22 protein-coding genes are annotated in these 25831 nt (G+C 69.0%); 7 read left to right on the top strand and 15 right to left on the bottom strand.

Annotation, left to right across the window (positions count from 1 at the left end; all coding sequences use genetic code 11):
• Window positions 1-10 precede the first annotated feature (10 nt).
• Genes KTR9_RS05345 through KTR9_RS05335 form a run of 3 tightly spaced genes read right to left on the bottom strand, consistent with a single transcriptional unit; the run spans window position 11 to window position 3714 of the window.
• Window positions 11-928: a sugar phosphate isomerase/epimerase family protein gene (locus KTR9_RS05345; protein ID WP_014925539.1), complete on the bottom strand. Its 918-nt coding sequence runs from the start codon at window positions 926-928 to the stop codon at window positions 11-13.
• A gap of 14 nt (window positions 929-942) precedes the next feature.
• Window positions 943-2685 carry a hypothetical protein gene (locus KTR9_RS05340; protein ID WP_014925538.1) on the bottom strand — a complete coding sequence of 581 codons (1743 nt, stop codon included), beginning with the start codon at window positions 2683-2685 and terminating at the stop codon, window positions 943-945.
• Between the two features lie 51 nt (window positions 2686-2736).
• Complete coding sequence (locus tag KTR9_RS05335; protein ID WP_193363228.1) at window positions 2737-3714, bottom strand: Ppx/GppA phosphatase family protein; 978 nt, start codon at window positions 3712-3714, stop codon at window positions 2737-2739.
• 54 nt (window positions 3715-3768) lie between these two features.
• Here KTR9_RS05335 and KTR9_RS05330 point away from each other — a divergent pair, with 54 nt between their 5' ends.
• Window positions 3769-4629, top strand: a complete 861-nt coding sequence (locus tag KTR9_RS05330) for a hypothetical protein (RefSeq protein ID WP_014925537.1) — start codon at window positions 3769-3771, stop codon at window positions 4627-4629.
• A 31-nt stretch (window positions 4630-4660) separates the two neighbouring features.
• Here the strand turns inward: KTR9_RS05330 and KTR9_RS05325 are convergent, their stop codons facing one another.
• The 4 genes from KTR9_RS05325 to KTR9_RS05310 all read right to left on the bottom strand — a co-directional run bounded on the left by KTR9_RS05325 (window position 4661) and on the right by KTR9_RS05310 (window position 8073).
• Window positions 4661-5347 carry a response regulator transcription factor gene (locus KTR9_RS05325; RefSeq protein WP_014925536.1) on the bottom strand — a complete coding sequence of 229 codons (687 nt, stop codon included), beginning with the start codon at window positions 5345-5347 and terminating at the stop codon, window positions 4661-4663.
• The gene (locus KTR9_RS05320) at window positions 5344-6807 is read right to left on the bottom strand and encodes a sensor histidine kinase (protein ID WP_044505954.1); all 1464 of its coding nucleotides are present in this window, start codon (window positions 6805-6807) and stop codon (window positions 5344-5346) included. The genes KTR9_RS05325 and KTR9_RS05320 overlap by 4 nt, the downstream gene beginning before the upstream one ends.
• A 118-nt stretch (window positions 6808-6925) precedes the next feature.
• Complete coding sequence (locus KTR9_RS05315; RefSeq protein WP_014925534.1) at window positions 6926-7246, bottom strand: GNAT family N-acetyltransferase; 321 nt, start codon at window positions 7244-7246, stop codon at window positions 6926-6928.
• Window positions 7247-7326: 80 nt separating this feature from the next.
• Complete coding sequence (locus KTR9_RS05310; protein ID WP_010842052.1) at window positions 7327-8073, bottom strand: phosphoglyceromutase; 747 nt, start codon at window positions 8071-8073, stop codon at window positions 7327-7329.
• Window positions 8074-8223: 150 nt separating this feature from the next.
• Between KTR9_RS05310 and KTR9_RS05305 the strand changes: the two genes are divergently transcribed.
• The gene (locus KTR9_RS05305) at window positions 8224-9672 is read left to right on the top strand and encodes an APC family permease (protein WP_014925533.1); all 1449 of its coding nucleotides are present in this window, start codon (window positions 8224-8226) and stop codon (window positions 9670-9672) included.
• A 68-nt stretch (window positions 9673-9740) separates the two neighbouring features.
• Here the strand turns inward: KTR9_RS05305 and KTR9_RS05300 are convergent, their stop codons facing one another.
• The 3 genes from KTR9_RS05300 to mshA all read right to left on the bottom strand — a co-directional run bounded on the left by KTR9_RS05300 (window position 9741) and on the right by mshA (window position 13458).
• The gene (locus KTR9_RS05300) at window positions 9741-11348 is read right to left on the bottom strand and encodes a 4-coumarate--CoA ligase family protein (protein ID WP_014925532.1); all 1608 of its coding nucleotides are present in this window, start codon (window positions 11346-11348) and stop codon (window positions 9741-9743) included.
• Between the two features lie 81 nt (window positions 11349-11429).
• On the bottom strand, window positions 11430-12044 hold the full coding sequence (locus KTR9_RS05295; protein WP_014925531.1) for a YbjN domain-containing protein: 615 nt from the start codon (window positions 12042-12044) through the stop codon (window positions 11430-11432).
• A 58-nt stretch (window positions 12045-12102) separates the two neighbouring features.
• Window positions 12103-13458 carry a D-inositol-3-phosphate glycosyltransferase gene (gene mshA / locus KTR9_RS05290; protein WP_014925530.1) on the bottom strand — a complete coding sequence of 452 codons (1356 nt, stop codon included), beginning with the start codon at window positions 13456-13458 and terminating at the stop codon, window positions 12103-12105.
• A 127-nt stretch (window positions 13459-13585) separates the two neighbouring features.
• Here mshA and KTR9_RS05285 point away from each other — a divergent pair, with 127 nt between their 5' ends.
• Genes KTR9_RS05285 through KTR9_RS05275 form a run of 3 tightly spaced genes read left to right on the top strand, consistent with a single transcriptional unit; the run spans window position 13586 to window position 16283 of the window.
• Entirely contained in the window at window positions 13586-14578 is a 993-nt protein-coding gene (locus tag KTR9_RS05285) for a metal ABC transporter solute-binding protein, Zn/Mn family (RefSeq protein ID WP_014925529.1), read from the top strand.
• Window positions 14575-15417: a metal ABC transporter ATP-binding protein gene (locus tag KTR9_RS05280; RefSeq protein WP_014925528.1), complete on the top strand. Its 843-nt coding sequence runs from the start codon at window positions 14575-14577 to the stop codon at window positions 15415-15417. Before KTR9_RS05285 ends, KTR9_RS05280 begins: the two co-directional genes overlap by 4 nt.
• Entirely contained in the window at window positions 15414-16283 is an 870-nt protein-coding gene (locus tag KTR9_RS05275) for a metal ABC transporter permease (RefSeq protein WP_014925527.1), read from the top strand. The genes KTR9_RS05280 and KTR9_RS05275 overlap by 4 nt, the downstream gene beginning before the upstream one ends.
• Window positions 16284-16313: 30 nt before the next feature.
• On the opposite strand, the gene KTR9_RS05270 is transcribed toward KTR9_RS05275, so the two are convergent.
• Window positions 16314-16841 (bottom strand): DUF2599 domain-containing protein, encoded by a 528-nt coding sequence (locus tag KTR9_RS05270; protein ID WP_014925526.1) that lies wholly within the window; start codon window positions 16839-16841, stop codon window positions 16314-16316.
• Between the two features lie 33 nt (window positions 16842-16874).
• Here KTR9_RS05270 and KTR9_RS05265 point away from each other — a divergent pair, with 33 nt between their 5' ends.
• Entirely contained in the window at window positions 16875-18002 is a 1128-nt protein-coding gene (locus KTR9_RS05265) for a beta-mannosidase (RefSeq protein ID WP_044505951.1), read from the top strand.
• 28 nt (window positions 18003-18030) lie between these two features.
• Here KTR9_RS05265 and KTR9_RS05260 read toward each other — a convergent pair whose 3' ends face one another.
• The 4 genes from KTR9_RS05260 to KTR9_RS05245 all read right to left on the bottom strand — a co-directional run bounded on the left by KTR9_RS05260 (window position 18031) and on the right by KTR9_RS05245 (window position 24808).
• Entirely contained in the window at window positions 18031-19686 is a 1656-nt protein-coding gene (locus KTR9_RS05260; protein ID WP_014925524.1) for a glycosyltransferase family 39 protein, read from the bottom strand.
• Window positions 19683-21287, bottom strand: a complete 1605-nt coding sequence (locus tag KTR9_RS05255) for a glycosyltransferase (protein WP_014925523.1) — start codon at window positions 21285-21287, stop codon at window positions 19683-19685. The genes KTR9_RS05260 and KTR9_RS05255 overlap by 4 nt, the downstream gene beginning before the upstream one ends.
• A complete protein-coding gene (locus tag KTR9_RS05250; RefSeq protein ID WP_044507614.1) occupies window positions 21287-22759 on the bottom strand; it encodes a hypothetical protein in 1473 nt (490 codons plus the stop codon). Before KTR9_RS05250 ends, KTR9_RS05255 begins: the two co-directional genes overlap by 1 nt.
• Before the next feature lie 87 nt (window positions 22760-22846).
• Window positions 22847-24808, bottom strand: a complete 1962-nt coding sequence (locus KTR9_RS05245) for a hypothetical protein (RefSeq protein ID WP_014925521.1) — start codon at window positions 24806-24808, stop codon at window positions 22847-22849.
• Window positions 24809-25026: 218 nt separating this feature from the next.
• Here KTR9_RS05245 and KTR9_RS05240 point away from each other — a divergent pair, with 218 nt between their 5' ends.
• On the top strand, window positions 25027-25830 hold the full coding sequence (locus KTR9_RS05240; protein WP_010842066.1) for an alpha/beta fold hydrolase: 804 nt from the start codon (window positions 25027-25029) through the stop codon (window positions 25828-25830).
• Window position 25831 lies beyond the last annotated feature (1 nt).

The following is a 25831-nucleotide window of genomic DNA, read 5'->3' as shown; positions in this document are numbered from 1 at the left end:
CCCCGAGGAGTCAGCTGCTGAACTGGCCGAGGGGCTCGGGGTGCAGCTCCCGCTTGAGGTGCCGCCGCGCAAAATCTAGCGAACGGGCCAGCAGCGCGCTGCGTTCGGGTTTGGTGCGCGCGCTACCCGTCGTGACCTCGAGCACAACCGCCCCGGCGAAGTCGCTCGCCGCGATCCGTCGGCACACCTCCGCGCAGGGCTGGCCCCCGTCGCCGGGGATGAGGTGCTCGTCGGTGGCCGCCCCGTGCCCGTCGGCCAGATGCAGGTGGTTGAGCCGCGACCCCATCCGGTCGAGAAGCGCGAGGGCGTCGACGCCGGCGGTCGCGGTGTGCGAGAGATCGAGGGTGTAGTTCGCGTAGCCGTCGTCGGTCGGGTCGATGGACTTGCCGAACGCCGACGCCGCCAGACCGGGCCCGCCGCCGCGCTTGGCGAGACGCCGGACCGACGGCTCGCCCGCCCCGAACAAGCGGTCGGCGCGCATCGGGAACATGTTCTCCACCGCGACCGCGATGCCGCTGTCGGCTTCGAGCTCGTCGACCAGGTCGTCGAAGGCCGCGACGTAGCCCCGCTGCCAACGGAACGGCGGATGCACGACGACGGTCGACGCACCCAGGTCCTCGGCCGCCTCCACCGCACGGGCGAGCTTCACGACCGGGTCACGTCCCCAGACGCGCTGGGTGATGAGCAGACACGGCGCGTGGATGGACAGCACCGGCACCTGGTAGTGCTCCGAGAGATGTTCGACGCGCCGGATGTCCTGGCTGAGGGGATCCCCCCACACCATGAGTTCCACGCCGTCGAAACCCAGTTCGGCGGCGTAGGCGAAAGCCGCCTCGGTGTTCTGCGGATACACCGAGGCCGTCGAGAGTCCGATCGGGATCTCGGCCGCTGGTGAGGTTCGGCCCGTCTCCGACTCTGACGGGTTCATCGGTTCGGGCCGGCTCACGCGGCCAACAACACCAGCGGCCCGATGGTGACCAGGAGACCCACACCGAGCGCGAGCAGCGTCGTCGGCAGATCCTTGGTGCGTCGGACCACGTGGGAGAGCGTCACGATCCCGAAGATGACGAGGACGGCGAGTACCAGCGCGAAGTACGGATTCCACCGCCAGAGCTCGGTGAAGCCCCAGAACAGCCCGACGCCGACCGCGAGACCCGCGAGCGCCTGCCCGAACAGCACCAGCCATGCCTTCACCGGCGACTGCTCGGCGTCATCCTCTGCCGTATCGGCGGCGTCGGCCTCGCCGGCGGTCGCCGGGCCGGCGGCGGACTGGATGTCCTCGCGTCCGGCCTCGACGCCCGCACCGGTCGGATGGCCGGCTTCGGCGTCGGGCGTCTCGTCGATGTCCGTCGTGTCGTGCAGGGCATCGAGCTCGCCCGGCTCCCCCGGTTCGGCGGCATCCTCGGGGTCGTCGTCCTTCGTGAGGTCGACCCGGCCGGCGTCGTCGGGGTGGGACTCGACCGGCTCGATGGCCTCGGTCGGGTGGTCGTCGCTCCGGGAGACGTCGGTCCGGTGGGCGTCGGTCAGGTCGTCAGACGTCTGGTGGTCGTCGTCGGCCGGGCGGTCCTCGGTCGGGTGGATCTCGGGGTGCGCGGCGGCGATCGCGGCCGTCGTCCCGCCCGCCGTCGCGGCGGCCGCCGCGGTCGCGGCCCAGCCGGACGTCGACTCGTCGTCGGCGTGTCCGTCGTGGTCCTGCCCGTCGAACCCGGGCTCGTCGACCGGTCGCTCGTCCTGGGCCCGATCGCGCTTCTTGCCGCCGAAGAGTTTCCGGGCCAGCCCGGCGACGCCCGCTGCCTTGGGCTTCTTCGCCGAACCGGCGGGACGGGCCGCGGTCCCGGACCGGCCTCTACCGGCGCCGTGTTCCGCACCCTCCACGTCGGCGAAGTTGCGATAGGCATCGAAGTCCATGACCTCGGAGAACCCGCCGTCGCCCCGCTCGCGGGGACCGCCGGGGCCCGCATCGACCTCGGTCAGGTCGTAGGTGACCACGTCGTCGGAGTCGACGACGGACAGATCCTGCCCGTTCTCGCCGACGACCGGGATGATGCCGGTGACCGCGTTCGCCGACTCCTGGTCGACGGGGGCGGTGTCGCGCGGCGGGGTCTGGCCGAGGCGGCGGGCGACCGCCTCCGAGCTGAAGTCGCGGGTCGACATCGGCGGGACGGACCCCTGGCCGTAGCCGGGCATCCCGCTGGCGGTGCGGCCGCCGGGCCACCCCTGTTGCCGGTCGGCACGCGGGCGGTCGACGACGGGCTGGTCCTCGGCCGGGCGCCGCGGAATCGGGTTACCCGACCTCGGGAACGGTCCGGCAGTCGTGTCCGGCCGCCCCCGCGAAGCCGTGTCCCGCTCCGGAGGCGTCGCCTGCTCCGGACGCGCGGTCTCTGCGGACGGCGCCGCCGGCTCGGGCCGGGCGGGGGTTTCGGGCCGGGCCGGACTCTCGGACCGGGCGGAAGTCTCGGCCGGTGCCGGGGTCTCGGCCGGTGCCGCCGAGTCGCCCTCGGCGTCGGAGACCTTCGGGATCTCGCCGGTCAGCTCCGACACCGAGAACGAACCGCTACGACCGGCGCGCCTACGTCCCCGTCCGTCTCGCGATCGAGCCGGTGCGTCGCCCTCCGAACCCTGTGACCGGGCAAGTAGCTCCGACACCGAGATGGGTCGAGATTCGGGCTCCGAATCCTTCGGCATGAAGTGGTTCTCCGTCCTCGTTCTCGAACGTCATTGGTCCGGGGCTCCGGGTCAGCCGACGCCCTCGTGAACGCCGCGCGCAGGAGTCGGCTCCAGCGCGTCGGCCTGCTCGGCGTCGAGTCGGCGCAGGATCACGCCCTCACGAAGAGCCCACGGACAGATTTCCAGTGTATCGACTTGCAACGCGCGCATCGCCGCCTCGGCGACCAGCGCTCCGGCTACGAGCTGCCCGGCCCGGTCGGAACTGACACCCTCGAGTTCCGCGCGATCCGCCTTGGTCATGCGGGAGATGAAGGAGATGAGCTGGCGCAGCCCGCTCGTCGTCAGTTCCCGGCGGACCCGCGGTCCGGCACTCGACGGCGCCGCCCCGGTCAGCCGGGCGAGGCTGCGGAAGGTCTTCGACGTCCCGACGCACAGATCGGGCGCACCCGGTGCGAGCAGTTTCGCCGCCGGCGCCCGCAGTTCGGCGTCGAGCCAGTCACGCAGCACCCCGACCCGCCGACGGTCCGGCGGATCGTCGGGCAACCATTCGCGGGTGAGCCGGCCGGCACCCAGCGGCAGCGACAGGGCCACGTCGGGTTCCTCGTCGACGCCGTTGGACATCTCCAGCGAACCCCCGCCGATGTCGAGCGCGAGGATGCGCCCGGCGCTCCAGCCACGCCAGCGGCGCACCGCCAGCGAGGTGAGGCGGGCCTCGTCGCGACCCGACAGCACCAGCACACGCACCCCGGTCCGGCGCTCGATCTCGTCGAGCAGATCGTCGGAGTTCGTCGCGTCACGCACGGCCGACGTCGCGAAGGCCATCATCTGTTCGCAACCCGACGTCCGGGCGATATGGGTGAATTCGTCGATCGACTCGATGAGCTTGGCGAGGGCACGGTCACTCATCCGCCCGTCGGCGTCTATCTGTTCGGCCAGGCGCAGAACCGCCTTGGTCGAACTCATCGGGGTGGGATGGCCGCCGCGGTGGGCATCGACCACCAGGAGGTGGACTGTGTTGCTGCCCACGTCGAGGACTCCTAAGCGCACGGCTCAACGGTAGTGCAGCCGCCTCGCCCGCCCGATCCCGGCTACCGTATAGAGGTGACCGCCATTTCGCCGTCCGCGCCCCGCATCGACCCCGCGCCGGAGGTCGAACTCGACTTCCCGCGCGAATGGTACGAATTCGCCGATCCCGCCGATCCCGAGCACGTCATCAAGGCCGACCTGACCTGGCTGCTCTCCCATTGGACGTGCGTGTTCGGCACCCCGGCTTGCCAGGGCATCCTCCCCGGCCGGGAGACCGACGGTTGCTGCAGCCACGGCGCCTATCTCTCCGACGACGACGATCGTGAGACCCTGGCCCGCGGAGTCGCCATGCTGACGCCCGCGGACTGGCAGTTCTACAAGAAGGGCTCGGGCAAGGATCCGGTCGGCCCCAGGGGGTATCTCGAGGAGAGCGACCTCGACGACGAGCCCGCACTCAAGACCCGACTTCACAAGGGCGCGTGCATCTTCCTCAATCGCCCCGGGTTCGCCGGTGGCGTCGGCTGCGCACTGCACTCGATGGCGCTGCGCAAGGGACTCGAGCCGCTCACGGTCAAACCGGACGTGTGCTGGCAGCTCCCGGTGCGCCGCGAGCAGGACTGGGTGGAACGTCCCGACGGCACCGAGGTGCTCCAGACGACGATCACCGAGTTCGACCGGCGCGGCTGGGGCGAGGGCGGCCACGATCTGAAGTGGTACTGCTCGGGCTCCCCCGATGCCCACGTCGGCGCCAAGCAGGTGTGGGAATCGTATGCCCCTGAGCTGACCGCACTGATCGGCGAACCCGCCTACGCGGCGCTCGCGGCCGCCTGCAAACGCCGAAACGGCCTGGGGCTCATCGCGATCCACCCGGCGACGCAGGCCGCAACGCAGCGCCGCGAGACCGACGTCAAGTACGAGCTGCAACCCCCGGAGTAGTCCCGCCGGGCCGCTGCCGGCCCGGTGTGGCTCAGGCTTCGAGCTTGTACCCGAGACCGCGAACGGTGATGAGGTGCTTGGGATTCGCCGGATCCGGTTCGATCTTCGAACGCAGCCGCTTGACGTGCACGTCGAGCGTCTTGGTGTCGCCGACGTAGTCGACGCCCCACACCCGGTCGATCAGCTGACCGCGCGTCAGCACCCGGCCGGCGTTGCGCAGCAGGTACTCGAGGAGATCGAATTCCTTGAGCGGCAAGGTGATCGGAGTTCCGTTGACCGACACGGTGTGCCGTTCGACGTCCATCCGGACCGGCCCGGCCTCCAGGATCCCGATCTCGAGGCCGTCGTCGGGCATGTCGCCACCGCGGCGCAGCACCGCGCGGATACGCGCGATCAGTTCGCGAGCCGAATACGGCTTGGTCACATAGTCGTCCGCGCCGAGTTCCAGGCCGACGACCTTGTCGATCTCGCTGTCGCGCGCGGTCACCATGATCACCGGGACGTTAGACCGCGTGCGCAGGGCCTTGCAGATCTCGGTTCCGGACATCCCGGGCAGCATGAGATCGAGGAGCACGATGTCGGGACTCACCCGATCGAAGGTCGACAGGGCTTGTGCGCCATCGGTGATGACGCTGGCCTCGAAGCCCTCCTTGCGCAACAGGAATGCCAGCGGATCCGCCAACGATTCCTCGTCCTCGACGATCAGAACGTGGGTCAACTCTTGTTTCCTTCGTTGTCGTGACCGGAAATCGGGTCGTTCGATGATGCTGCGTCGACCCGGGCCGGCGGGGTGTGATGATGGCCGGCGCCGAGTCCGCGGGGAGGTGAATCCGGATTCGACAGCGCCTGTTCGGCCGCCTCCGGCCAGCCGGTGTCCGACAGGTCCTCCGGGATGCACAGCGTGAACGTGGAGCCGGTACCGGGCTTGCTCCACAGGTTGATGGTGCCGCCGTGGTTGGCGGCCACGTGCTTGACGATGGCCAGTCCGAGTCCGGTGCCGCCGGTCATCCGCGAGCGGGCCTTGTCGACCCGGAAGAAGCGTTCGAAGACGCGCTGCTGATCCTCCGGCTCGATCCCGATCCCGCGGTCGGTGACCGCGATGGCGACCATCGGCCGCCCGTCGATCTTGATGACCCGACGACTGATGGAGACCACGGTGTCCGACGGCGAGTACGAGACGGCGTTGGAGATCAGGTTGTTCAGCGCGGTGAGCAGCAGTGGCCGGTCGCCGCGGATGGTCACCCCGATCGGATCGTCCGCGCGCAGCTCGATCGCCGCCGCCTCGGCGGCGAGGGTCGCCGAGGCCAGCGCGTCGTCGATGAGCGAGTCGACGTCGATGCAGGTGAACTCCGGGGTGACGCCGTCCTGCAGCCGGGACAGCGCCAGCAGTTCGCTCACCATGTTGCCCATGCGCTTGGTCTCGCCGACCACGCGGCGACTGAAGTGTTGCACCGAGTCGGTGTCGTCGGCCGACTCCAGGAGCGCCTCGGCGAGCAGGCCGATCGCGCCGACGGGTGTCTTGAGTTCGTGCGAGACGTTGGCGACGAAGTCGCGCCGGGTCGCCTCCACACGCTTGTGTTCGGTGTCGTCGAGGCCGTATGCGACGACGTAGCGTTCGTCGCCCTGCGCGACGATCTTGGCGTGACAGCGCACGTGCTCGACGCTGGGCCTCGGAGTCCGGCCGGTCGAGACGAAGCCGAGGCTCGACATCGGCGGGCTGAACTCGAAGCGGCGTTCCACCCCGGTGTCGAGCACCTCTTTCACCGCATCCCACACGGGGTCGGCCAGCAGCATCTCGCGCACGAGTCCGAGTTCGACGGCCCGCTGGTTGTACAGGACGACGTCACGGAACTCGTCGACGACGGCGATGGCGGTCTCGGTGTTGCGCACGACCATGCTCAGCAGACCGGCCTTGGTCATCCGCCCGTCGTCGGTGGTCGACTGCACATCCGAGTCGCGGACCTCCGCCCAGGACGGCACCGCACGGGGACCGAGGGTCACCGGGAACACCGGCGCGGTGGCGTCGGCGGCGTCGGCGGGTGCGGAACCACGCGAGAAGCGGTCGAAGAACGCGAATCCGCGAGACCGGTCACGGTCCCGGGTGCGTCGACCGATCACGACACCGAGGCAGAGCGCGAGTACGAACGCGATCGTCGCGGCGGAGATAGCGGCGGTCACAGGGGCAGCTTACGACTCGACCAACTCCGAACGCACATCTGACGAAGGTGTTCGGCAGTTGTTCACGCGGAGTTGGCCGGAGGCCCTGCGAGGGCCGAGAGCTCGGCGACGGGGGCGGTCATTGCGGAACCGGCACCGCCATGTCGGCGAACTCGGGGTGGCGTTCGATGAAACGCTGGACATAGGAACAGACCGGCACCACCTGCTTGCCGCTGCTGCGGATGTCCTCGAGGACGAACCGGACCAGGTGCCCCGCATAGCCGTGACCGCTGAACTGCTCCCGGATCACGGTGTGCGTGACGACGACCTGGTACGGCTCGGAGACATAGTCCAGATAGCCCACGACCTCGTCCTCGCCCGTGGAGTCGGCGACGAGAATCGCCTCGTACCGCTCCCGAGCAGGTGAATGGTCGATCCGCAGGGCACCCACATCCGCCATGCCGTCTAATGTAGCGCGCGCCACACTGTCGACGCCATGGCGAAACGTGTCACGTCTCGTTGTCCGAACGGACCCTCTGCCTACTTCTGCCCCTGGGCGGCCACCGCAGCGGCACCGGCGGCGGCCGCCTCAGGGTCCAGGTACGTACCACCGGGGTTCAGCGGCTTCAGATCGTCGTCGAGGTCGTAGCGGAGCGGGTTGCCGGTGGGGATGTTCAGGCCCGCGATGTCCTCGTCGGAGATGCCGTCGAGATGCTTGACGAGCGCGCGCAGCGAGTTCCCGTGCGCGGCCAGCAGCACCGTCTTGCCCGCCTTGACGTCGGCGACGATGGTCTCGAGGTAGTACGGGATGAACCGCTCGACGACGTCCTTGAGGCACTCGGTCAGCGGCACCTCGGCGAGGTCGGCGTAGCGCGCGTCGCCGACCTGGCTGTACTCCGCGTCGGGCTCGATCGCCGGCGGCGGGGTGTCATAGCTGCGGCGCCACAGCATGAACTGTTCGTCGCCGAACTTCTCCTTGGTCTCGGCCTTGTTGAGGCCCTGCAGCGCGCCGTAGTGACGCTCGTTGAGTCGCCAGTCGCGGATCACCGGAATCCACAGCCGGTCGGCCCGGTCCAGTGCGATGTGCGCGGTCGTGATGGCGCGACGCAACAGCGAGGTGTAGACGACGTCGGGCAGCAGGTCGTGTTCGACGAGGAGCTCGCCACCGCGCTCGGCCTCGGCCTTGCCCTTGTCGGTCAGCGCCACATCGACCCAGCCGGTGAACTGGTTGGACGCATTCCATTCGCTCTCGCCGTGACGCATCAGGATCAAGGTGCCGTTGCTCATGGCGGATAGTTTTCCACAGTCGGTGCGCGCCTTCTCTGCACCGCCGCCGGAATCCCGCGCCGACCCCTGCGCACGACGCGGGAGGACGAAATGGTAATGAACCCATCGATTCGCCGCGCGAAAGGACCGGGGCAGGTCTAGCGTGATCGCATGACAGCCAGTACAGATGCCGGTTCCACCGGCCAGAATGCGGAAAAGCAGCCCGAGCTCAAACGCGTACTGGGCTGGAAGCTGTTGCTGTTGTTCATCATCGGCGACATCCTCGGCACCGGCGTCTACGCGCTGACCGGGCAGGTCGCCGGCGAGGTCGGCGGCGCGGCATGGCTGCCGTTCCTCATCGCGTTCACGGTCGCGACCCTCACCGCCTTCTCGTATCTCGAGCTGGTGACGAAATACCCGCAGGCCGCCGGCGCAGCGCTCTACGTGCACAAGGCCTTCGGCGTCCACTTCATCACGTTCATCGTGCTGTTCACGGTGATGTGTTCGGGCATCACCTCGGCGACCACCGCGTCGCGGGCCTTCGCGGTCAACATGCTGACCGCGTTCAGCGGCGACTCACCCGACGCCACGAATCCGGCACTGTTCGCCATCGCCATCGGCTTCCTGCTGCTGGTCATGTTCATCAACTTCCGCGGCGTCGCGGAGGGCGTCGGCACCAATGTGGTGCTGACCCTGGTGGAGTTGACGGGCCTGTTGCTCGTCCTGTTCATCGGCTACTGGTTCATCATCGGCGGCAACGCCGAACACTGGGACGCGGTGGTGGCCTTCGAGAGTCCCGACGACAAGAACGTCTTCATCGCGGTGACCGCCGCGACGTCACTGGCCTTCTTCGCCCTCGTCGGCTTCGAGGACTCGGTCAACATGGCCGAAGAGTGCAAGGACCCGGTGCGGATCTTCCCGAAGGTGATGTTGAGCGGCCTCGGGATCACCGCCGTCGTGTACGTCCTGATCGCGATCTGCGCGGTCGCCATCGTGCCCGTCGGCGTGCTGTCGGAGAGCGAGACGCCGCTCGTCGACGTCGTTCAGGCCGCCGCGCCCGATTTCCCGATGTCCGATCTGCTGCCGTGGATCTCGATGTTCGCCGTCGCCAACACCGCGCTCATCAACATGATGATGGCCAGCCGATTGCTGTACGGCATGGCCAAGCAGGGCGTCCTGCCGAAGTTCCTCGCCTACGTCCACCCCGGGCGTCGCACACCGTTCTCGGCGATCATCTTCACCACGGTCGTCGCGCTGTGCCTGCTGACCTACGTCAGCGCCGACCCCAAGGGTTCCATCGTCGGCCTGCTCGGCGGCACCACCGCGCTGCTGCTGCTCGCGGTGTTCACCGTCGTCAACATCTCGGTCCTGGTGCTGCGCAAGGACAAGGTGGGCCACAAGCACTTCCGCACGTACACGCCGATCGCGGTCATCGGCGCCGTCACCTGCGGATACCTGACGCTGCCGTTCACCGGACGTGATCCGGAACAGTATGTCGTCGCCGGCTGGCTGCTGCTCCTGGGCGTGATCCTCTGGGCCCTCACCTACTGGTGGAACAAGCGCACCGGGACCGCGCCCGCCTCGGCATACGACGACATCCCGCCGCACGAGATCCCCTGAGTCCGACTCGAATCCGAATGACGTCGTGCCCGGATTCCGGGCACGACGTCATACAAATCTCGATGAAGTTACTTGCGAAGGTCCTTGCGCAGGATCTTGCCCGAGGCCGACTTGGGGATCGTCTCGATGAACTCGACCGCACGAACCTTCTTGTGCGGGGCCACCTTCGAGGCCACGAACTCGATGACCTCGTCCGCGGTGATCTCCGAACCCGGCTGACGTACCACGAAGGCCTTCGGGATCTCCTCCCCCGACTCCGCCTCGATGACCCCGATGACCGCCGCATCGGCGATCTTGTCGTTGGTCAGCAGCAACGCCTCGAGCTCGGCGGGCGGTACCTGGTAGCCCTTGTACTTGATGAGTTCCTTGAGCCGGTCGACGATGTAGACGCACCCCGTCGGATCGACCTGCGCCATGTCGCCGGTGTGCAGGTAACCGTCGGCGTCGATGGTGTCCGCGGTCGCCTGGTCGTTGTTGAGGTAGCCCAGCATCACGTTGGGGCCCTTCACCCACAACTCGCCGGGCTCGGACAGGCCCTCGCTCGGCAGCTCGATCTCCGCACCCGAAGCCGGGTCGACGATCTTGTTCTCCGAGTTGGCCACCGCCCAGCCGGTCGAGGACAACGGCGGGTCCTGCTGACCCAGCAGACCGGCGGTGTCGGCCGGGATCATGTGGCTCACCGGCGACAGCTCGCTCATCCCGTAGCCCTGCAGCATGTGCAGGTCCAGACGCTTGGCCACCGCCTGACCCAGCTCATCGTCGAGCGGCGCGGCACCGGACATCATCGTGTGCAGCGACGACAGGTCGTAGTTGTCGATGATCGGGTGCTTGGCCAGCGCCACGGCCACCGGCGGCGCGATGTAGGCCATCGTCACCTTGTGGTTCTGGATGTTCTCCAGGAACTCCACGAGATCGAAACGAGGCATGACGACGAGCGACGCGCGGTTGTAGAGCGCGGCGTTGAGCAGCACGGTCATGCCGTAGATGTGGAAGAAGGGCAGCACCGCGATGACCACGTCGTCGGCACCCATGCCCTGGAGCGGGCGGATCTGGGCGACGTTCGCGACCAGGTTGCGGTGCGAGAGCGCCACTCCCTTCGGATTGCCGGTCGTCCCCGACGAATACGGCAGCACCGCGACATGCGTCGACGGATCGAAGGACACCTCCGGCGCGGCCAGTCCCGCGCCCAGCAGATCCGCGGCGTTGGGGTGACCCGAGCTGTCCTGGCCCTCCCCGTCGAGGACGATCAGATCCGCATCCGCCAGCCCGACCTCGTCGGCCGCCGCCTTGGCCTGCTCCAGCATCGGGGAGATCGTGACCAGCATCTTGGCGCCCGAATCCCGCAGCTGCTTGGCGATCTCCGGCCCGGTGAACAACGCGTTGATCGTGGTGGCGGTGCCGCCGGCGCGCAGGATGCCGTGGAACACCGTCGCGAACGCCGGGATGTTGGGCGACAGGATGCCGACCACGTCGCCCACCCCGATCCCCCGCGACGCCAGCGCTCCCGCCGCCGCGTCGATCTGCGAGATCAGCTGGGCGTACGTCGTCGTCGCGCCCGACTTCGGGTCCACGAGCGCGGTGCGTGCCAGATCCTCGTCGGCCACCGCGCCGAACAGGAACTCGTACACGCTCACATCGGGGATCTCGACGTCGGGGAACGGACTCTTGAAGCTCATGGCACCTCCATTGGGGAATTTCTCGCCCGCATCGTATCAACGCATGTTGACATGATGTGACGTGGACCTCTCGCGAAGAGTCTACGATTCGTCCGATTCGGCGGTGACGTCACTCGCCTGATCGGCACCGTCGACCACCGATTCACCCGGCACATAGCGGCCTTCGAGCGGCGCACCGGCCTCGGGCAGGGACTCCTTGTCGATGAGGTGCTCGAACGCGAGGAGGTTGCGCAGGGACTCGCCGCGCGAGACCCGCCACGCCCACTCGCGCCGGATCGAGGTGAGGAAGCCGAGCTCGAGCAAGGTGTTGAAGTCGCCGTCCGCTGCCTCGAGGACCTGCCCCAGGATGCGATCGACCTCGCCGGAGCTCAGCGCATCGGCGGAGATGCGGCCCACCAGGTAGATGTCACCGGTGTTGTCGATGGTGTAGGCGACCCCGTACAGCCGGCGATTGCGTTTCAGCAGGTGCTTGTACACCCCGGCGTAGTTCTCGTCGGGGCGGCGGCACACGAAGGCCTCCACCCGCACACCGTGCTCACTCGCCGTCAGCAGCACCGTGGTCTTGAGTTTGCGTTCGCCGGGCAACTCGACGACCACGTGGTCGACGTCGGCGCCGCCGCCGCTCTTGCGTGTGAAGGCGATCTCGTTCTCGCCCAGCGTCTTCTCGAGCAGGTCGACGACCTCGGTGCGACTCACGGCGTCCTCTCTTCGATGGAATCGGAATCCCTTGCGCAGCGGGCGGTGTCCGGCTGCGTCAGACCGTCACCCGGTTGCGCCGGCGACGCCAGCGGCGCCGGAGGCGAGCCGAGGCCGCGGCCGTCACCGTCGCGTCGGGCGATTCCGGGCCCTGGCGCGCGGCGAACGACCGCATGGCTCGGCTGTAGCTCTCCAGGAGCTGATCCACCGTGTGATCCCAGGAGAACTGCTCGGCATGTGCACGGGCGTTGTGGCCGAGTTCGACGAGACGATCGGGTTGCGCCAGGAGTTTCTCGAGCGCGTTGGTCCAGTCGCCGACCGCGTGGCCGTTGACCAGGACACCGGTCCGCCCGTCGTCGACCGCGACCCCGAGACCGCCGACGTTCGCGGCGATGACGGGCGTCCCGCACGCCTGGGCCTCGATCGCGACGAGGCCGAAACTCTCCGAATGACTGGGCACCGCAACGACATCCGATGCCCGGTACACCTGTGCCAGGCGTTGCGCCGGCTGGGGCGGGAGGAAGGTCACCGAGTCCGAGATCCCCAGCTCGGCAACCTGGTCCATCAGTGCGGTCGGTCGCTGGAGGCCGGAACCCGACGGTCCGCCGACCACGAGCAGACGCAGTCTGCGGCCGGTCGAGGCGGCTTCGGAGATCAGCGGCGCGGCCGCGGCCACGAGGAGGTCCGGCGCCTTGAGCGGTTGGATTCGGCCGACGAACGTCACGATCGTCTCGTCGGGGTCGAGGCCCAGTGCCACCCGGGCCTGCGCGGCCGAACCCGGGGTGTAGCAGTCGAGGTCGGCTCCCGGGGTCACCACGTCGATGCGGGCAGGATCGGCGCCGTACATCGAGAGCAGCTCTGCCGCCTCGGTTTCGGTGTTCGCGACGAGCCGGTCGGCCTCACCGACGACCTGTTGTTCGCCGATCACCCTTAGTTGCGGTTCGGCGGTGTCGCCCTCGGCGAGTGAGGCGTTCTTGACCGCGGCGAGGGTGTGCGCGGTGTGCACCAGCGGGACGCCCCACCGGTCGCGGGCGAGCCAGCCCACCTGACCGGAGAGCCAGTAGTGGGAATGGATCACGTCGTAGTAACCGGGCGCCTGGGCCGCCTCGGCACGCAACACCCCGGCCGTGAACGCGCACAGCTGGGCGGGCAGGTCGCGCTTGTCGAGGCCCTCGAACGGACCGGCGACCACATTGCGCACCGTGACCCCCGGCGCGGCGGCGACCGACGGCGCATCGGCCGACGACGTCGCACGGGTGAAGATCTCGACCTCGACTCCTCGGCGGGCCAGCCGGGTCGCCGTCTGCCAGACGTAGACGTTCATCCCGCCGGCGTCGCCGGTGCCCGGTTGCGCCAGCGGCGAGGTGTGCACGGAGATCAGCGCGACACGCCGCGGGGACGGGCTGGAGGTCATGGTCTCCACCATAGAGAAACGTCGCACCGGCCGACGCGTCCCCCGGCGTGCGGACACCCTGCACGCCCGCCGCCGCGATCACCTAGACTGCTTTCGGTAACGATTGTCATTTGCGTAAAGGTTGTCGATGAGGAAATCCCTGTTGGCCGCGGCCGGCGTGCTGTCCGCCGCGGCCCTGGTGCTGTCTGCCTGCTCGAACGACTCCGGCGGGAGCGACGGACCCCCGACCGTGGTGACCTCCACGAACGTGTGGGGTTCGGTGGCGGCCGCCGTCGCCGGGGACAAGGCCCAGGTCACCGCGCTGTACACCAACGCCGACGGTGACCCGCACGAGTTCGAGCCGTCCGCCGCCGACACCGCGACCATCGCCGACGCCGACGTCTTGGTCTTCAACGGCGGCCACTACGACTCCTACATGGAGGAGGCCGCGGCGAACTCCGACGCGACGGCCGTCGACGCCTACTCCCTGCTGGGCGGTGAGGAGCATGCCGCCGAGGCGCACGGAGACGACCACGCCGAACACGGCGACGACCACGCATCCGGCGGGGACCATTCCGACGGGGCCCACGACCACTCGCAGGGCGATCAGAACGAGCACGTCTTCTACGACCTCCCGGTCGTCGCCCAGGTCGCCGACAAGGTCGCCGACGCGCTGGCCGAGCAGGACCCGGACAACGCGGAGACCTACCGCGCCAACGCCGAGACCTTCACCACCGGCATCGACGGCCTGCGGGCGAAGCTCACGACCATCCGGCAGCAGCACGAGGGCACCGAGGTCGCCCAGACCGAACCGCTCGCGGGCTACCTGCTGACCGAGGCCGGGCTCGTCGACATCGCACCCGCCGGGTTCACCCAGGCCGTCGAAGAAGGCCAGTCACCGGCCGCTGCCGACCGCGCCGCGCTGCAGGACATCCTCGCCGACCGTCGTGCCGCGGTGCTGATCTACAACACCCAGGCCGTGGACCCGGTGACACAGGCGATGCTCGATGTCGCGGGTTCGGCCGGCGTTCCGGTCGTGAAGTTCACCGAGACACTGCCCGACGGCGTCACCGACTACCTCGTGTGGCAGGGCGCCCAGATCGACGCGCTCTCCGCGGCGCTGGGTTCCGGTTCCAATTGACCGGGACAGGCAGCGACGGGGCAGAAACGGATCCGCATCCGGTCGTTGCGTTCTCGGGTGCCCGACTCGCGTTCGGCGACCGGATTCTCTGGGACGACCTGAACCTGACCATCGAGCCCGGCGAGTTCATCGCGGTCCTGGGGCCGAACGGTTCGGGCAAGACGTCGTTCCTGCGGGTCCTGCTGCGCCAGTACGCGCTCGACCGCGGCAGCGTCGCCACCATCGACGCGGTCGGTTACATCCCGCAGCAGCACGCCGAGGACGACGCCGACCCGATGGCCATCCGCGGGCGCGACCTCGTCGGTTTCGGTGTCGACGGCGGCCGCTGGGGCGTCGGTCTGCGCGGGCGGGCGCGGCGACGCGAACTCGTCGACCGCGCCCTGAGCGCGGTGGACGCGCTGCCGTACGCCGACGCCCCGCTCGGCGTCCTCTCCGGCGGTGAGCAGCAACGTCTGCGGGTCGCGCAGGCGGTTGTCAGCGATCCCGGCCTGCTGCTCTGCGACGAACCACTCGCCAGCCTCGACCCGACCAACCAGCAGGTGGTCGTCGAACTCATCGACCGCCGCCGACGCGAGGCGGGGACCGCGGTCGTCTTCGTGACCCACGAGATCAACCCGATCCTCCCCTACGTCGACCGCGTGCTCTATCTCGTCGACGGCAGGTTCCGCATCGGCGCGCCGCACGAGGTGATGACGACGGAGACGCTGAGCGAGCTATACGGCAGTGATGTCGAGGTGCTGCGCGTCAACGGCCGTCTCGTCGTGATCGGCGGCGAGGACGCCCACCACTGTGCCGCGGAGACGGATTCGGGAATCGCACGCTCGGGCGGGCCGGCGTGAGCACCACCTACTCCGCCGTCGACCGCTCGCTGAGCGATCTCTGGGATTTCTCCACGACCATCGACCTGCTCGGTTACGACTTCATGCAGCAGGCCCTCCTCGCGATGGTGCTGCTCGGCCTCCTCGGCGGCCTGTTGGGTCCGCTGATCGTCGCCCGGCAGATGTCGTTCGCGGTACACGGTGCCAGCGAGCTGTCAGTGACCGGCGCCGCGGCGGCCCTGCTGATCGGGTTCAGCGTGAACCTCGGCGGTGTCATCGGTGCGGTCATCGCCGCGGCGGTGTTCGGTTTCCTCGGCAACAAGGCACGGGAACGCGATTCGGTGATCGGCGTCGTGATGGCGTTCGGCCTCGGTATCGGCGTGCTCTTCCTGGCCCTGTACGGCCGGATCGGCACCGGTTTCGCACTGCTGACCGGCCAGGTCGTCAGCGTCGGCATCAACGGGCTCGTCGCGATCGCCATCACCACCGGGATCGTCGTCGTCGTGCTGGCCGTGATCTACCGGCCGCTGCTGTTCGCCTCGACCGACCCCCGCGTGGCGCAGGCACAGGGCGTACCCATCCGGACGCTGTCCGTGGTGTTCGCGATCATCATGGGCCTGGCGGCCGCGCAGGGCGTGCAGATCATCGGCGCGCTGCTGGTGATGTCGCTGATGATCACCCCCGGCGCCGCGGCCGCGCGCGTCACGTCGAATCCGACGCGCACCCTGGTGCTGTCGGTCGTGTTCGCCGAAGTCGCGGCGGTCGGCGGGCTGCTGATGTCGCTCGCCCCGAAACTGCCCGTGTCGGTCTTCGTCACGATCATCTCGTTCGCGATCTACGTCGTGTGCCGGATCATCGGGAACCGCCGCGTGCATCGCACTCGCTGAGTCACGGCGTGCACCGCACGCGCTGACGGGTCATTCCTCGGCGAAGCCGGGGTTGCAGCCGGCGCCGACCATGTCCTCCTCGGCGACGACGGGACGTCCGGGTTCCAGGTTCCAGCTGGGCTTCTCGGGCTCGACCAGACGGGCGAACCGCCAGTGGCAGTCGAACTGGGCCTGCATGCCGGGTGTGTCGGCGGTGGGATCGAGCGCGACGACCTCGGCCCACGCGGACGCCATCGCGCCGGGTTCGGTGGTGTAGCGGCCGGAGCGCGTGGGGAACACCGAGAGACTCGGACCGACGGCGGTGTCGGTCCATTCGGTTCGGTCGATGTAGGGCGGGCGGTAGAGGACCGGCGCGGGCGCCGACGTCGCCGGGTACGGCATGGCGGTGGTGACCGGCGGGGTCGTCGGTTCGGGTGAGGTGGCGCTGCTCGCCGCCGGGGAGTTCGGCGTCGGTTGCCCGCAGGCGGACAGGAGCGCGGTCAGCGCGACGACGACGGCGACGAGCACGACCGCCCGCGGGCTCCCCGCGCACCCCGGCTCGTCCGGCCCCGACGTCATACCGCCACCTTAGGTGACGAGTAACCTGCACCTGTGGTCCCCCGACGCAGCAGGACGCGGACGCTCGCCGTGGTGCTCACCGCGATCGCCGGAGTTCTCCTGTGCCTCACCGGGTGCGCCCGCACGCCGGACCCCGGCCCCCTCCAGCCGACGCCGACGCAGCGGGTCCAGGCCACCCCGGGCGGGCTCGTCCTCGACGGAAAGCCTTGGTGGCCCGCCGGTTTCAACGCCTACCAACTGGGCACCGACTGGGCGGTGAACAGCGGGTGCGGTGCCGAGGTCGACCTCGACGCCTACTTCGCGAAACTGCCCCCGCGGGCACTGACCCGGTTCAATGTGTTCTCGTCCTTCGCCGTTCACAAGCGCAGCGGGCTCCTCGACTTCGCGCCGCTCGACCGGGTCTTCGCCGCCGCGGCCCGGCATCGCCAGCTGGTGCTGCCGGTACTCGCCGGCGGGTCCGGGGACTGCGAGGACGGCCGGTTCAAGGACCGTGAGTTCTACGCCCGGGGCTGGCGCACACCGCCGTCGGTCAACCAGCCGTCCTTCGCGCAGTGGGTCGAGACCGCGGTGACACGGTGGCACGACGAACCGTCGGTCGTCGGCTGGGAGCTCGTCGGCGAGCCGGAGGCGAGCCGGTGCGGTCCGGACTCGTGCGAGTTGGACGCGCGCACCTGTCCCGCCGACGCCACCGCTGTCCTGCGGTCGTTCTTCGACTCGGCGGGCGCGCTGCTGCGCTCCTATGACGCCGACCGGCCGATCTTCGCGGGTCTCGTCGGCGGCGACCAGTGCGGCCTGGCCGGTCCCGGTTATCTCGACGTCGCCCGGTCTCCCGGCATCGACGTACTCGACTTCCACGACTACCGCACCGGACGCGGCCAGACCTCCGGTCCGCTCGGCAGCGACCTGGCGACTCGCGTCCGTCAGGCCCGGAGCGCCGGAAAGCCGTTGGTGGTCAACGAGATCGGCATCGACGCCGGCTCCTGCCTGCCCGCGACGACGCGCGCCCGGGCGTTCGAGGACATCATCGCGAACCACCGCGCGCTCGGTGTCGCCGGCGCGCTGCTGTGGGCTTTCGTCCCGGATCCGCGGGAGTCGTCATGCACCTACGACATCGGACCGTTCGACCCGGCCTGGAGTGTGGTCCGCGCCAACATCCTGTGACCCCGCGGTCTACGAAACCCCCGGCCGATCACAGGATTCGGTACATCCGCCAATCCGGTAGATCGGCGCCGTCGTTACGGGCCTCGAGCGCGAGCACCCCGAGCTGGGCCCCGTTCTCGTACATGGTCGGATACCGCTGATTGATCGCGTCGGACAGACCCCGGCCGGCCGAGGGAACGGTGAGGAAGTACTGGACCCCGCCGTTGCGCGGATCGTTGAGCAATTCGGTGAAGTCACGGTCGGAGGGGATGACGAACTGGCGGGGCCGGGTGGACTGCGCCACCACCGCGAACCCGTAGACGGTGTCGCACAACACCGATCCGTCGGGCAGCCGGAGGTCGTCGAGGTACTCCGCGAGCGCGCGTTCGGTGGAGAACGAGCGCACGATGCGTTCCTCGCCGAGGTACTTGGGAGACACCGAATCCGGTTGCGGACGAACCACCGATCCGAGAGCGAACTCCTGCGGCGCGTACTTGGGTGACGTCATGCCGTAGGTCGTGACCGGGAGCGCCGCCGCGACGACGACGAGCGCCACCGTGACCGCGATCTTGTACCCCCACCGGGAAGCGTACGGACGCACCGGGGCGAGATAGGCGTGTGCGCCCATGCGCCGCACGGGAACCTGATGCCGCAGCGGCACCGACATCAGGGCCACGATCGCGGCCAGCAAGATGACGGTCATGTAGAACCGCAGGAAGCCGAACGTCGATCCGCGTGAGTAACCGAAGATCTGGAACGCGAGTACCGCGACGATCAGCAGTACGGGCAGCAACGGCATCAGGCGGCGCCGGCGCGCGCGCACCGCGATCAGTCCGAGGATCAGGATGGGCAGGAGCGGCGCGAGGATGGTGATCTCGGTGAGCGAGAACCTCACCGCGTCTCCGGTGGTGGCCGAGCCGCTGCCGCCGGACTGGGCGATGATCGCGGCATTGCCGTATTCCGAGGTGAACTGGGCGAAGGCATCACCGGTGATGAGCCACCCGGCCGCCGCCCAGGCGAGAAAGGCCAACGCGCTGGGCGCGAGGGTGAGCGTCACGTCGAGCAGGACACGAGGCACCCGCTTCGCGGGGTCGTGCCGGGAGTAGGTCACCCAGGCGACCACGAACGCGGCCGCGATCGCCGCGGCACCGCCGTCGTAGCGGGTGAGGTAGGACAGCGCCAGCGCGATCCCCGCGACGACGAGTTCGTGGACGTCGTCGGTGGACACCCATCGGATGAGTCGCCGGGACGCCCAGGCGAGGAAGAAGAGGTAGGGCGCCTCACTCATCCCGTTGGCCGCGTACAGGACGATCATCGGGTTGATCGCGTAGAGGACCGTGAACGTGCCCGCCACGCGCGGGCTGAGTCCCTGATCGCGTGCGATGCCGGAGATCTGCACGATCGATCCGGCCATGAAGGCCGACGACATGATCACCGCCGACACCGCATGCGTCGTCATCTCCGGGAACCACGGACTCAACGCGACGAGGGGCAGCTGGACGACCGCGGTCAGCGGGGTGAAGACGAAGCCGATCGCCGCCAGGTGCGGGGAACGGCTGAACAGCACGCTCTGCGCCGACTGCACCCGCGACAGCGCGTCGCCGAACAACAGATGGACCTCGGTGGCGAGGTAGATCCCGATCACGAGGTAGGGGATCCACGCGGCCAGGAAGATGATCACCCCGGCCGGGACGCGGCGCCTCACGTCCGGGCTCCCGCTGGTTCCGCGGTGTCGTCCTCGTCGCCGTCCTTCTGGCCGGCCTGATCGCTCGCCGCACTCTGGCTGCTCGTCGACAGACCGTGAAAGGTCTTCTCCCAGTACGACGGATTGACCAGGATCTGCCACATGCCCTTGATGGCGGCGACACTCATCATCAGCCAGTACAGCGGGATCAGCAGCGCCGACAGCAGCAACTCGCTGCGGTCGTCCTCGCGGATCGCGATCAGGTTCATGTAGATCGCGGCGCCGTTGCCCAGCAGCATCGAGAGCAGCGCCAGATAGTAGATGGGCCCGGGGAACAACTCCGCGACGAACGCGGGCTGCCCGCCGATCCACATGGCCAGGATGAGCCAGAAGACCATGTTGAGGCAGGCGATCACCGGCGTCCCGGCGATGAGCAGCGTGAACCGCACGAATGCGACCGGCCCGAGGATGTGCCACAACTTGACCGGGTGACGCATGTGGACGAGCCACGTCTGCATGTAGCCCTTGTACCAACGGGAGCGCTGGCGGACCCAGTTGATGGCGTCGACGTTGGCCTCTTCCATCGTGACCGAGTCGAGCACCAGGGTGCGGTATCCGTGGTCGGCGATGCGCACACCGAGGTCGGCGTCCTCGGTCACGTTGAACGGATCCCACGCCCCGATCGTGTCGAGGACGTCGCGCTTGAAGTGATTCGACGTGCCGCCCAACGGGATCGGCGCCCGGCTGACCATCATGCCCGGCAGCAGGAACCCGAACCAGATCCCGTAGTCGGCGGTGAACCACTCGGTCAGCAGGTTGTCGCGCACGTTGTGGAAGCTGAGCTTGCCCTGGACGCACACCACCGACTCGTCGTCGGAGTTGTTCAGCACATGGACGGCGCGGCGCAACTGCAGCGGATCGGGTTTGTCCTCGGCATCGAAGATGGTGACGATGTCGCCGGTGGCGAAGTGCATTCCGTAGTTGCAGGCCTTCGGTTTGGTGCGGGGTTGCGCCGGCGGTGTCAGGACAACGGTGACGATGCCGTTCTCCTCGACTCCGCGCGCCGCCTCGATCGTCGGCTCATCGTCTTCTTCGAGCAGCAACAGCACCTGCAGCTTCTCGCGCGGATACTCGATGGTCTCCATCGCCGCCACGAGCTGTCCGACCACCTCGGGCTCACCGTAGGCCGGGACGAAGACGGTGTAGTGGGGCAGCTCGTCGTCGGGGATCGACCGGGCCTGCTCGTCGGACACCCGGATCGCCCCGTTGACCAGTCCGCGGCGGAAGATCACCACCCGGTCGACCAGGGTGACCACATACCCGATGGTGGCGATCGACACGAGTGTCGCGCAGGTTCCGACGGGATAGAAGACCATCGCGACGGCGACGAGGCCGAGGACCGTGAATCCGATGATCTTCTGGATCCGGCTGAACGCCACCGACGCCGACATGTCCGCGTCGGCATCGCGGAGGCGGTTCACCGCGTCGTCGAGTGCCTGCGCCCGGTACGCCGGGTCGGCGAGCAGTTCGGCGACCGGACGCCGGGGCCGGGTGCTCCGCGCGACGCCGGGTGCGTCCGCGTCCCGCATCTCGTGGTCGTCGCTTCCGTCGGCTGCGTTCATCACCGCTCCTCCACCGCCTCGGCACCGAGCTGTGCGCCGATCAACGCGCCGGCCAGCTGGATGAGCAGGGTGCGGTCCTTGTACTGCGGGTCGCTGTCGCTCAGCACCGAGTTGCCGCGCAGCAGGATGATCATCAGCGAGTTGAGGTTCGCCAGGATGGTGATCCGGGGTTCGGGGAAGTACGCGTCGGGTTCGTGGTTGTCGACCGCCCACAGCATGACCTGCTGCGTGCGGTTCCCGTTGGTCCACCACCACGACAGCACGGTGTAGGTCAGGTATCGCTCGTCGTCGACGACACTCCACAACTTTCCCTCGACCCCGAACGGCAGCGCCAGGTCGAACGGCTCGCTCGACCGATCCCGGGAGAGGTCGTACCGGAAGATGTCCGGATACACCTCGAGCGCCAGGGACCGGCGGCTGTCGACGCTGTCCACGACGACCCGGCGCGGACGCGCGAACTTGTCGAACGCCCGCGTTCCGCGGCTCTGCACGAGAACCTGCCGGTTGAGCGTCGCACCGGGTCCGTACAGGCGGCTGACCCAGCCGTAGACGCCGACCGATTCCTGTCGCCACCCGACCGGCACCACCAGCGCCGGACCGATGTCGAGTTGGGGGAACCGCGCGCTCTGCCACGTGCTGCCGACGGGCGGGGTGGGGATCATCGCGAGGATGACCGCGGCCAGGAGTACCACCAGGCCCGGCCGTCCCACGAATGCCACCTTGGGCGCCGCGAAGTGTCCGGTGTCCGGCGGCGCCCAGTGCATTCCGCCGCGCCGCCGGTAGTCGAACAGCATGTACGACGACGTGGCGAGCGCGGCGATGAGCGCCGGGTACGGGACGAGGACGTTGCGGGGTGCGTCGAGCAGATAGAAGATCACCAGCGCACCGGTCCCGATGCCCCCGGCGAGCAACGCCGCAAGCGCCTTGCGCCGCCACGTCCGGCCCACCGCGATCGCGGTCGCAGCCACCGCCATCAGCACCAGCGTGAAACCCGCAGCGAGGGTTGTGCCGCCGAGCGGCAGCACGACTCCGCGCACCGGCAACGGGAATATCAGGGCGAACAGCAGCCACGCCCACCGGTATCGCGCGACGGGACGCAGCCCGAACAACAGGATCGATGCCCCGAGCACGAACAGCCACAGCGCGAGCAGGTCCATGTGGGTCGTGAGATACGCACGGGCGTAGCGCGGGTTGACCAGGTACTTCATCGCCAGCGACAGGATGAGCACGACGATCCCGACGATGACGTCGGTCTGCCGGTCGTAGATCGGCAGTTCGTCGAAGCGGCGCCACGAGACACCGACGACCGCGACGAGGCTCAGGACGACGAGTACCGGCACGTACAGGATCAGCGTCTGCGCCATGAGCTCGTCGGCGACGGCCCGGATGGTGTTCCAGAAGCCGAGTGCGGTGCAGGCGAGCAGGAACAGCCATCGCAGGGCGATGGCCCGGTCGGGGTGCTCGACGAACATCCGGACCGGCTGCGCCGGTTTCCGGCGCGTCGCCACCCCGACGACTCTCGAGTCGACGACCCTGGAGACGGTCGATGGCACCGGAGATCAGTCCCCGTCGGTGTGCCGGCGCCGGCGCCGGAGCACCAGTGTCGCCGCGACGGCGGCGATGAGGACGGCGACGGTCGTGACCGCCACCGCGGGCCACAGCGAACCGTCCGACGACTCCGTCTCCGGCTGGCCCTCGTCGGCCAGCACCTCCACCGGTTCCTCCCCGGCCACTTGCAGCAGGGCGTCACCGTTGAGCGACGGCCACCGGTCGGGATCGGCCTCCAGCCAGGTGAGCACGGCGTCGAGGTCCGCGGAATCGTCGGTCGAGCTGGCCACGAGCACGGTCCGGCCGGCATCGCGCGCCACCTGCAGCGAGCCGAATTGCAGTGTCGGGGTGACGACCACCTCCGAGCGCCGGCCGTCGTCGTCGCGGACCGAGATCGTGCCGCCGTCCGCGGTGACAGGCAGGTCCACGTCCGGGACGCCGCGACCGTCGGCGGCGATGATCACGGCCGGACCGTCGGTGGCCATCGCGTCGTCGACGGGCATCACCTCCACCCCGAGGCGCACCGCGGACAGGCGCTGCAGACCCGACATGAGCGACACCGCACGCCGGACGTCGGCGACGTCGCCCGCCGTCCATGCGACCGCCGTGCTCGGCATCAGCGACTGCGGCAGTGACACGAAGCCGGCCGGGGAGGGCGGGTCGGCGGGCTCGGAGCGGACCTCACCGGACGAGTCGAGGCTCAACGAGCTGCGCACCCCCTCCCCGCACTGTTCGCGGAAGTCACCGTGGTTGTAGGTGACCGTCAGCTCGGTGTATCGCGTCAACAGGTCCTGCGGGATGTCCACCCAGTGGTCGTAGCTGCCCGACCCGTCGGCCGGCCAGGATGCGATGACCCGCGGTCCGATCGCCACCGCGATCTGCCCGCCCATCGGCGTATAGGCACCCTTCACCTGGACCCGGACGTTCTTCGACGGCCGCCCCAGGCGCGTCTGGTCGACGCCGAAGGAGATCGACGGCCAGCCGGTGGCGGTCACCTGTTGATCGCCGACACCCAGGTCGGCCAGCGTGTTGACGACCGGGGCGAGCTGGGGCGCGTCGAACGGCGCGCCGGCCACGGCCGCGGAACTGATCGCGATCGACGACAGGTTCGAGGTCAGGAAGCCGACCTGCGACGGCAGCTGGTCGGCGCCACCGCCGATCCGCAGCACGGGCCACCCCGCGGCGCCGGGAGCGAGACTCAGTCCCTGGAGCAGATCGGAGTTGATGACCACCTGCCGTTCGAGCGGCTCGACGGCCTCGGTGGGGGCCGTGGCGCGCCGGGACAGCGAATCGGTCTCGATCTCGACGGCGGCCGAGCCGTAGTTCGCCACGACGGCGGTCGCCAGCGAGACGGCCGCGGCTCCCTCGGCGGGCCGCACGTCGTCGGGGACGTAGATGGTGAGCTTGCGCAGGACCGGAGGGAGGAACTCGGCGACACTGTTCGGGGCCGCTTCCCGGCCGCCGTAGGACGCGGTCGCGTTCTCGATCCGGAACCCCGAATCCGGATCGAACAGGCAGGTGCCCGCGGTACGCAGGTACGTCCGCAGGACGAGGTCGGCGGCGTTGCGATCCACCCGGACACCGCGCAGGGGCAGGACGATGGGCGAGTTGACCGACGGGCTGATGGGCGTGCGCGAGATCAGCCTGCCCTCCTGCAGGACGTCGACGTTGCCACCGGTGACGAACGCCGGATACTGTGCGACGCCGCGGAGTTCGGTCGGCGTGAGATTCGGCGGTACCGCCAGGGCAAGACTGACCTCGCCCTGTTGCCCGGGGAACGAGATGGTCGTCGACGAGCCGAGGTCGCGCAGACTCAGTGGCGGCGGCGGGTCACCGGGGGCCGCGCCGGCGACGGGGACCGTGCCCGCGCCCATCGAACCGGTTGCCGCGAGCAGGAGACCGGCGAGCAGCACGGTCGATGTGCGGAGCAGTCGAGAGCGCGATCGACCGCGAGATCCCCAGGACACGTGCATTTCTCACCCTTCGAGTGCTCCCCGTTCCCGACCTGTGCACCGCCCCGCAGAAGAACTTATCGGATGTGAACGATTGGGACACCTTTTCGGGTTCCTGTCGTGTCGCCCGCCTCCGCCGGCGTTGCGGGCGTTTCGATTCGCACACGTTCGCCCGAACAGGGGCCGAACTCTGCGACCATGGCGGGGGTCGAGAAGTCCGGCGAACTCGAGGGAGCGCGATGCGACAGGTTCACGCCGGTGAACACGTCGACGGCGGCGTCTACGTCGACATCGCCGACGCGACGATCTGGCACTTCACCGCCGGGGAGGCGCACGGCCCGCCGGTGGTGCTGCTCCACGGGCTGTTCGCCTCGGCGTCCGCGTGGGGAACGCAGATTCCCGCGTTCCTCGACGCCGGCTTGCAACTGTTCGTACCCGAACGGTCCGGTCACGGACACAGCCCCGATCTCCCGGGCGACTTCAGCCTCGAACGCATCGTCGCACGCACGATCGTCTATCTCGAGACCGTCGTACGCCGACCGGCTCATCTGGTGGGCTGGGCCGACGGCGCCCCGGTCGCGCTGCTCGTCGCCCGCGAGCGTCCGGACCTCGTCCGCCGGCTGGTGTTCGTCGGCGGATACCTCAACAGTGCCGGCCGGACCGCCGACGAGTTCATCGACCAGGTGACGCGGCGCGACCCGGTCACGGTGGATTACCTGCGCATCTACTACGACACCACCTCACCCGACGGACCCGAGCACTTCGACACCGTCTACGACAAGGCGGTCCGGATGCTGACCACCGAACCGGACTGCGAGGTCGCCGCGTTCGCGCGAGTCGAGGCGCCGACGCTCGTGGTGGTCGCCGACCGGGGCCTCGTCCGCCTCGAACACGCGCTGGAACTCGCGCGGACCTTGCCGCGCGGACGGCTGGCCGTCATCCCGGGCACCCACATCCTCCCGGTGGAGTCACCCGAGCTGTTCAACCCGCTCGTCCTGTCGTTCCTCGCCGCCGACCCGCCGTCGGTGTGGGAGTTCGGCTGAG

Origin of the sequence: Gordonia sp. KTR9 (assembly GCF_000143885.2) — a bacterium.
Classification (GTDB): Bacteria; Actinomycetota; Actinomycetes; order Mycobacteriales; family Mycobacteriaceae; genus Gordonia.
This window is presented reverse-complemented; position numbering and strand designations above follow the sequence as displayed.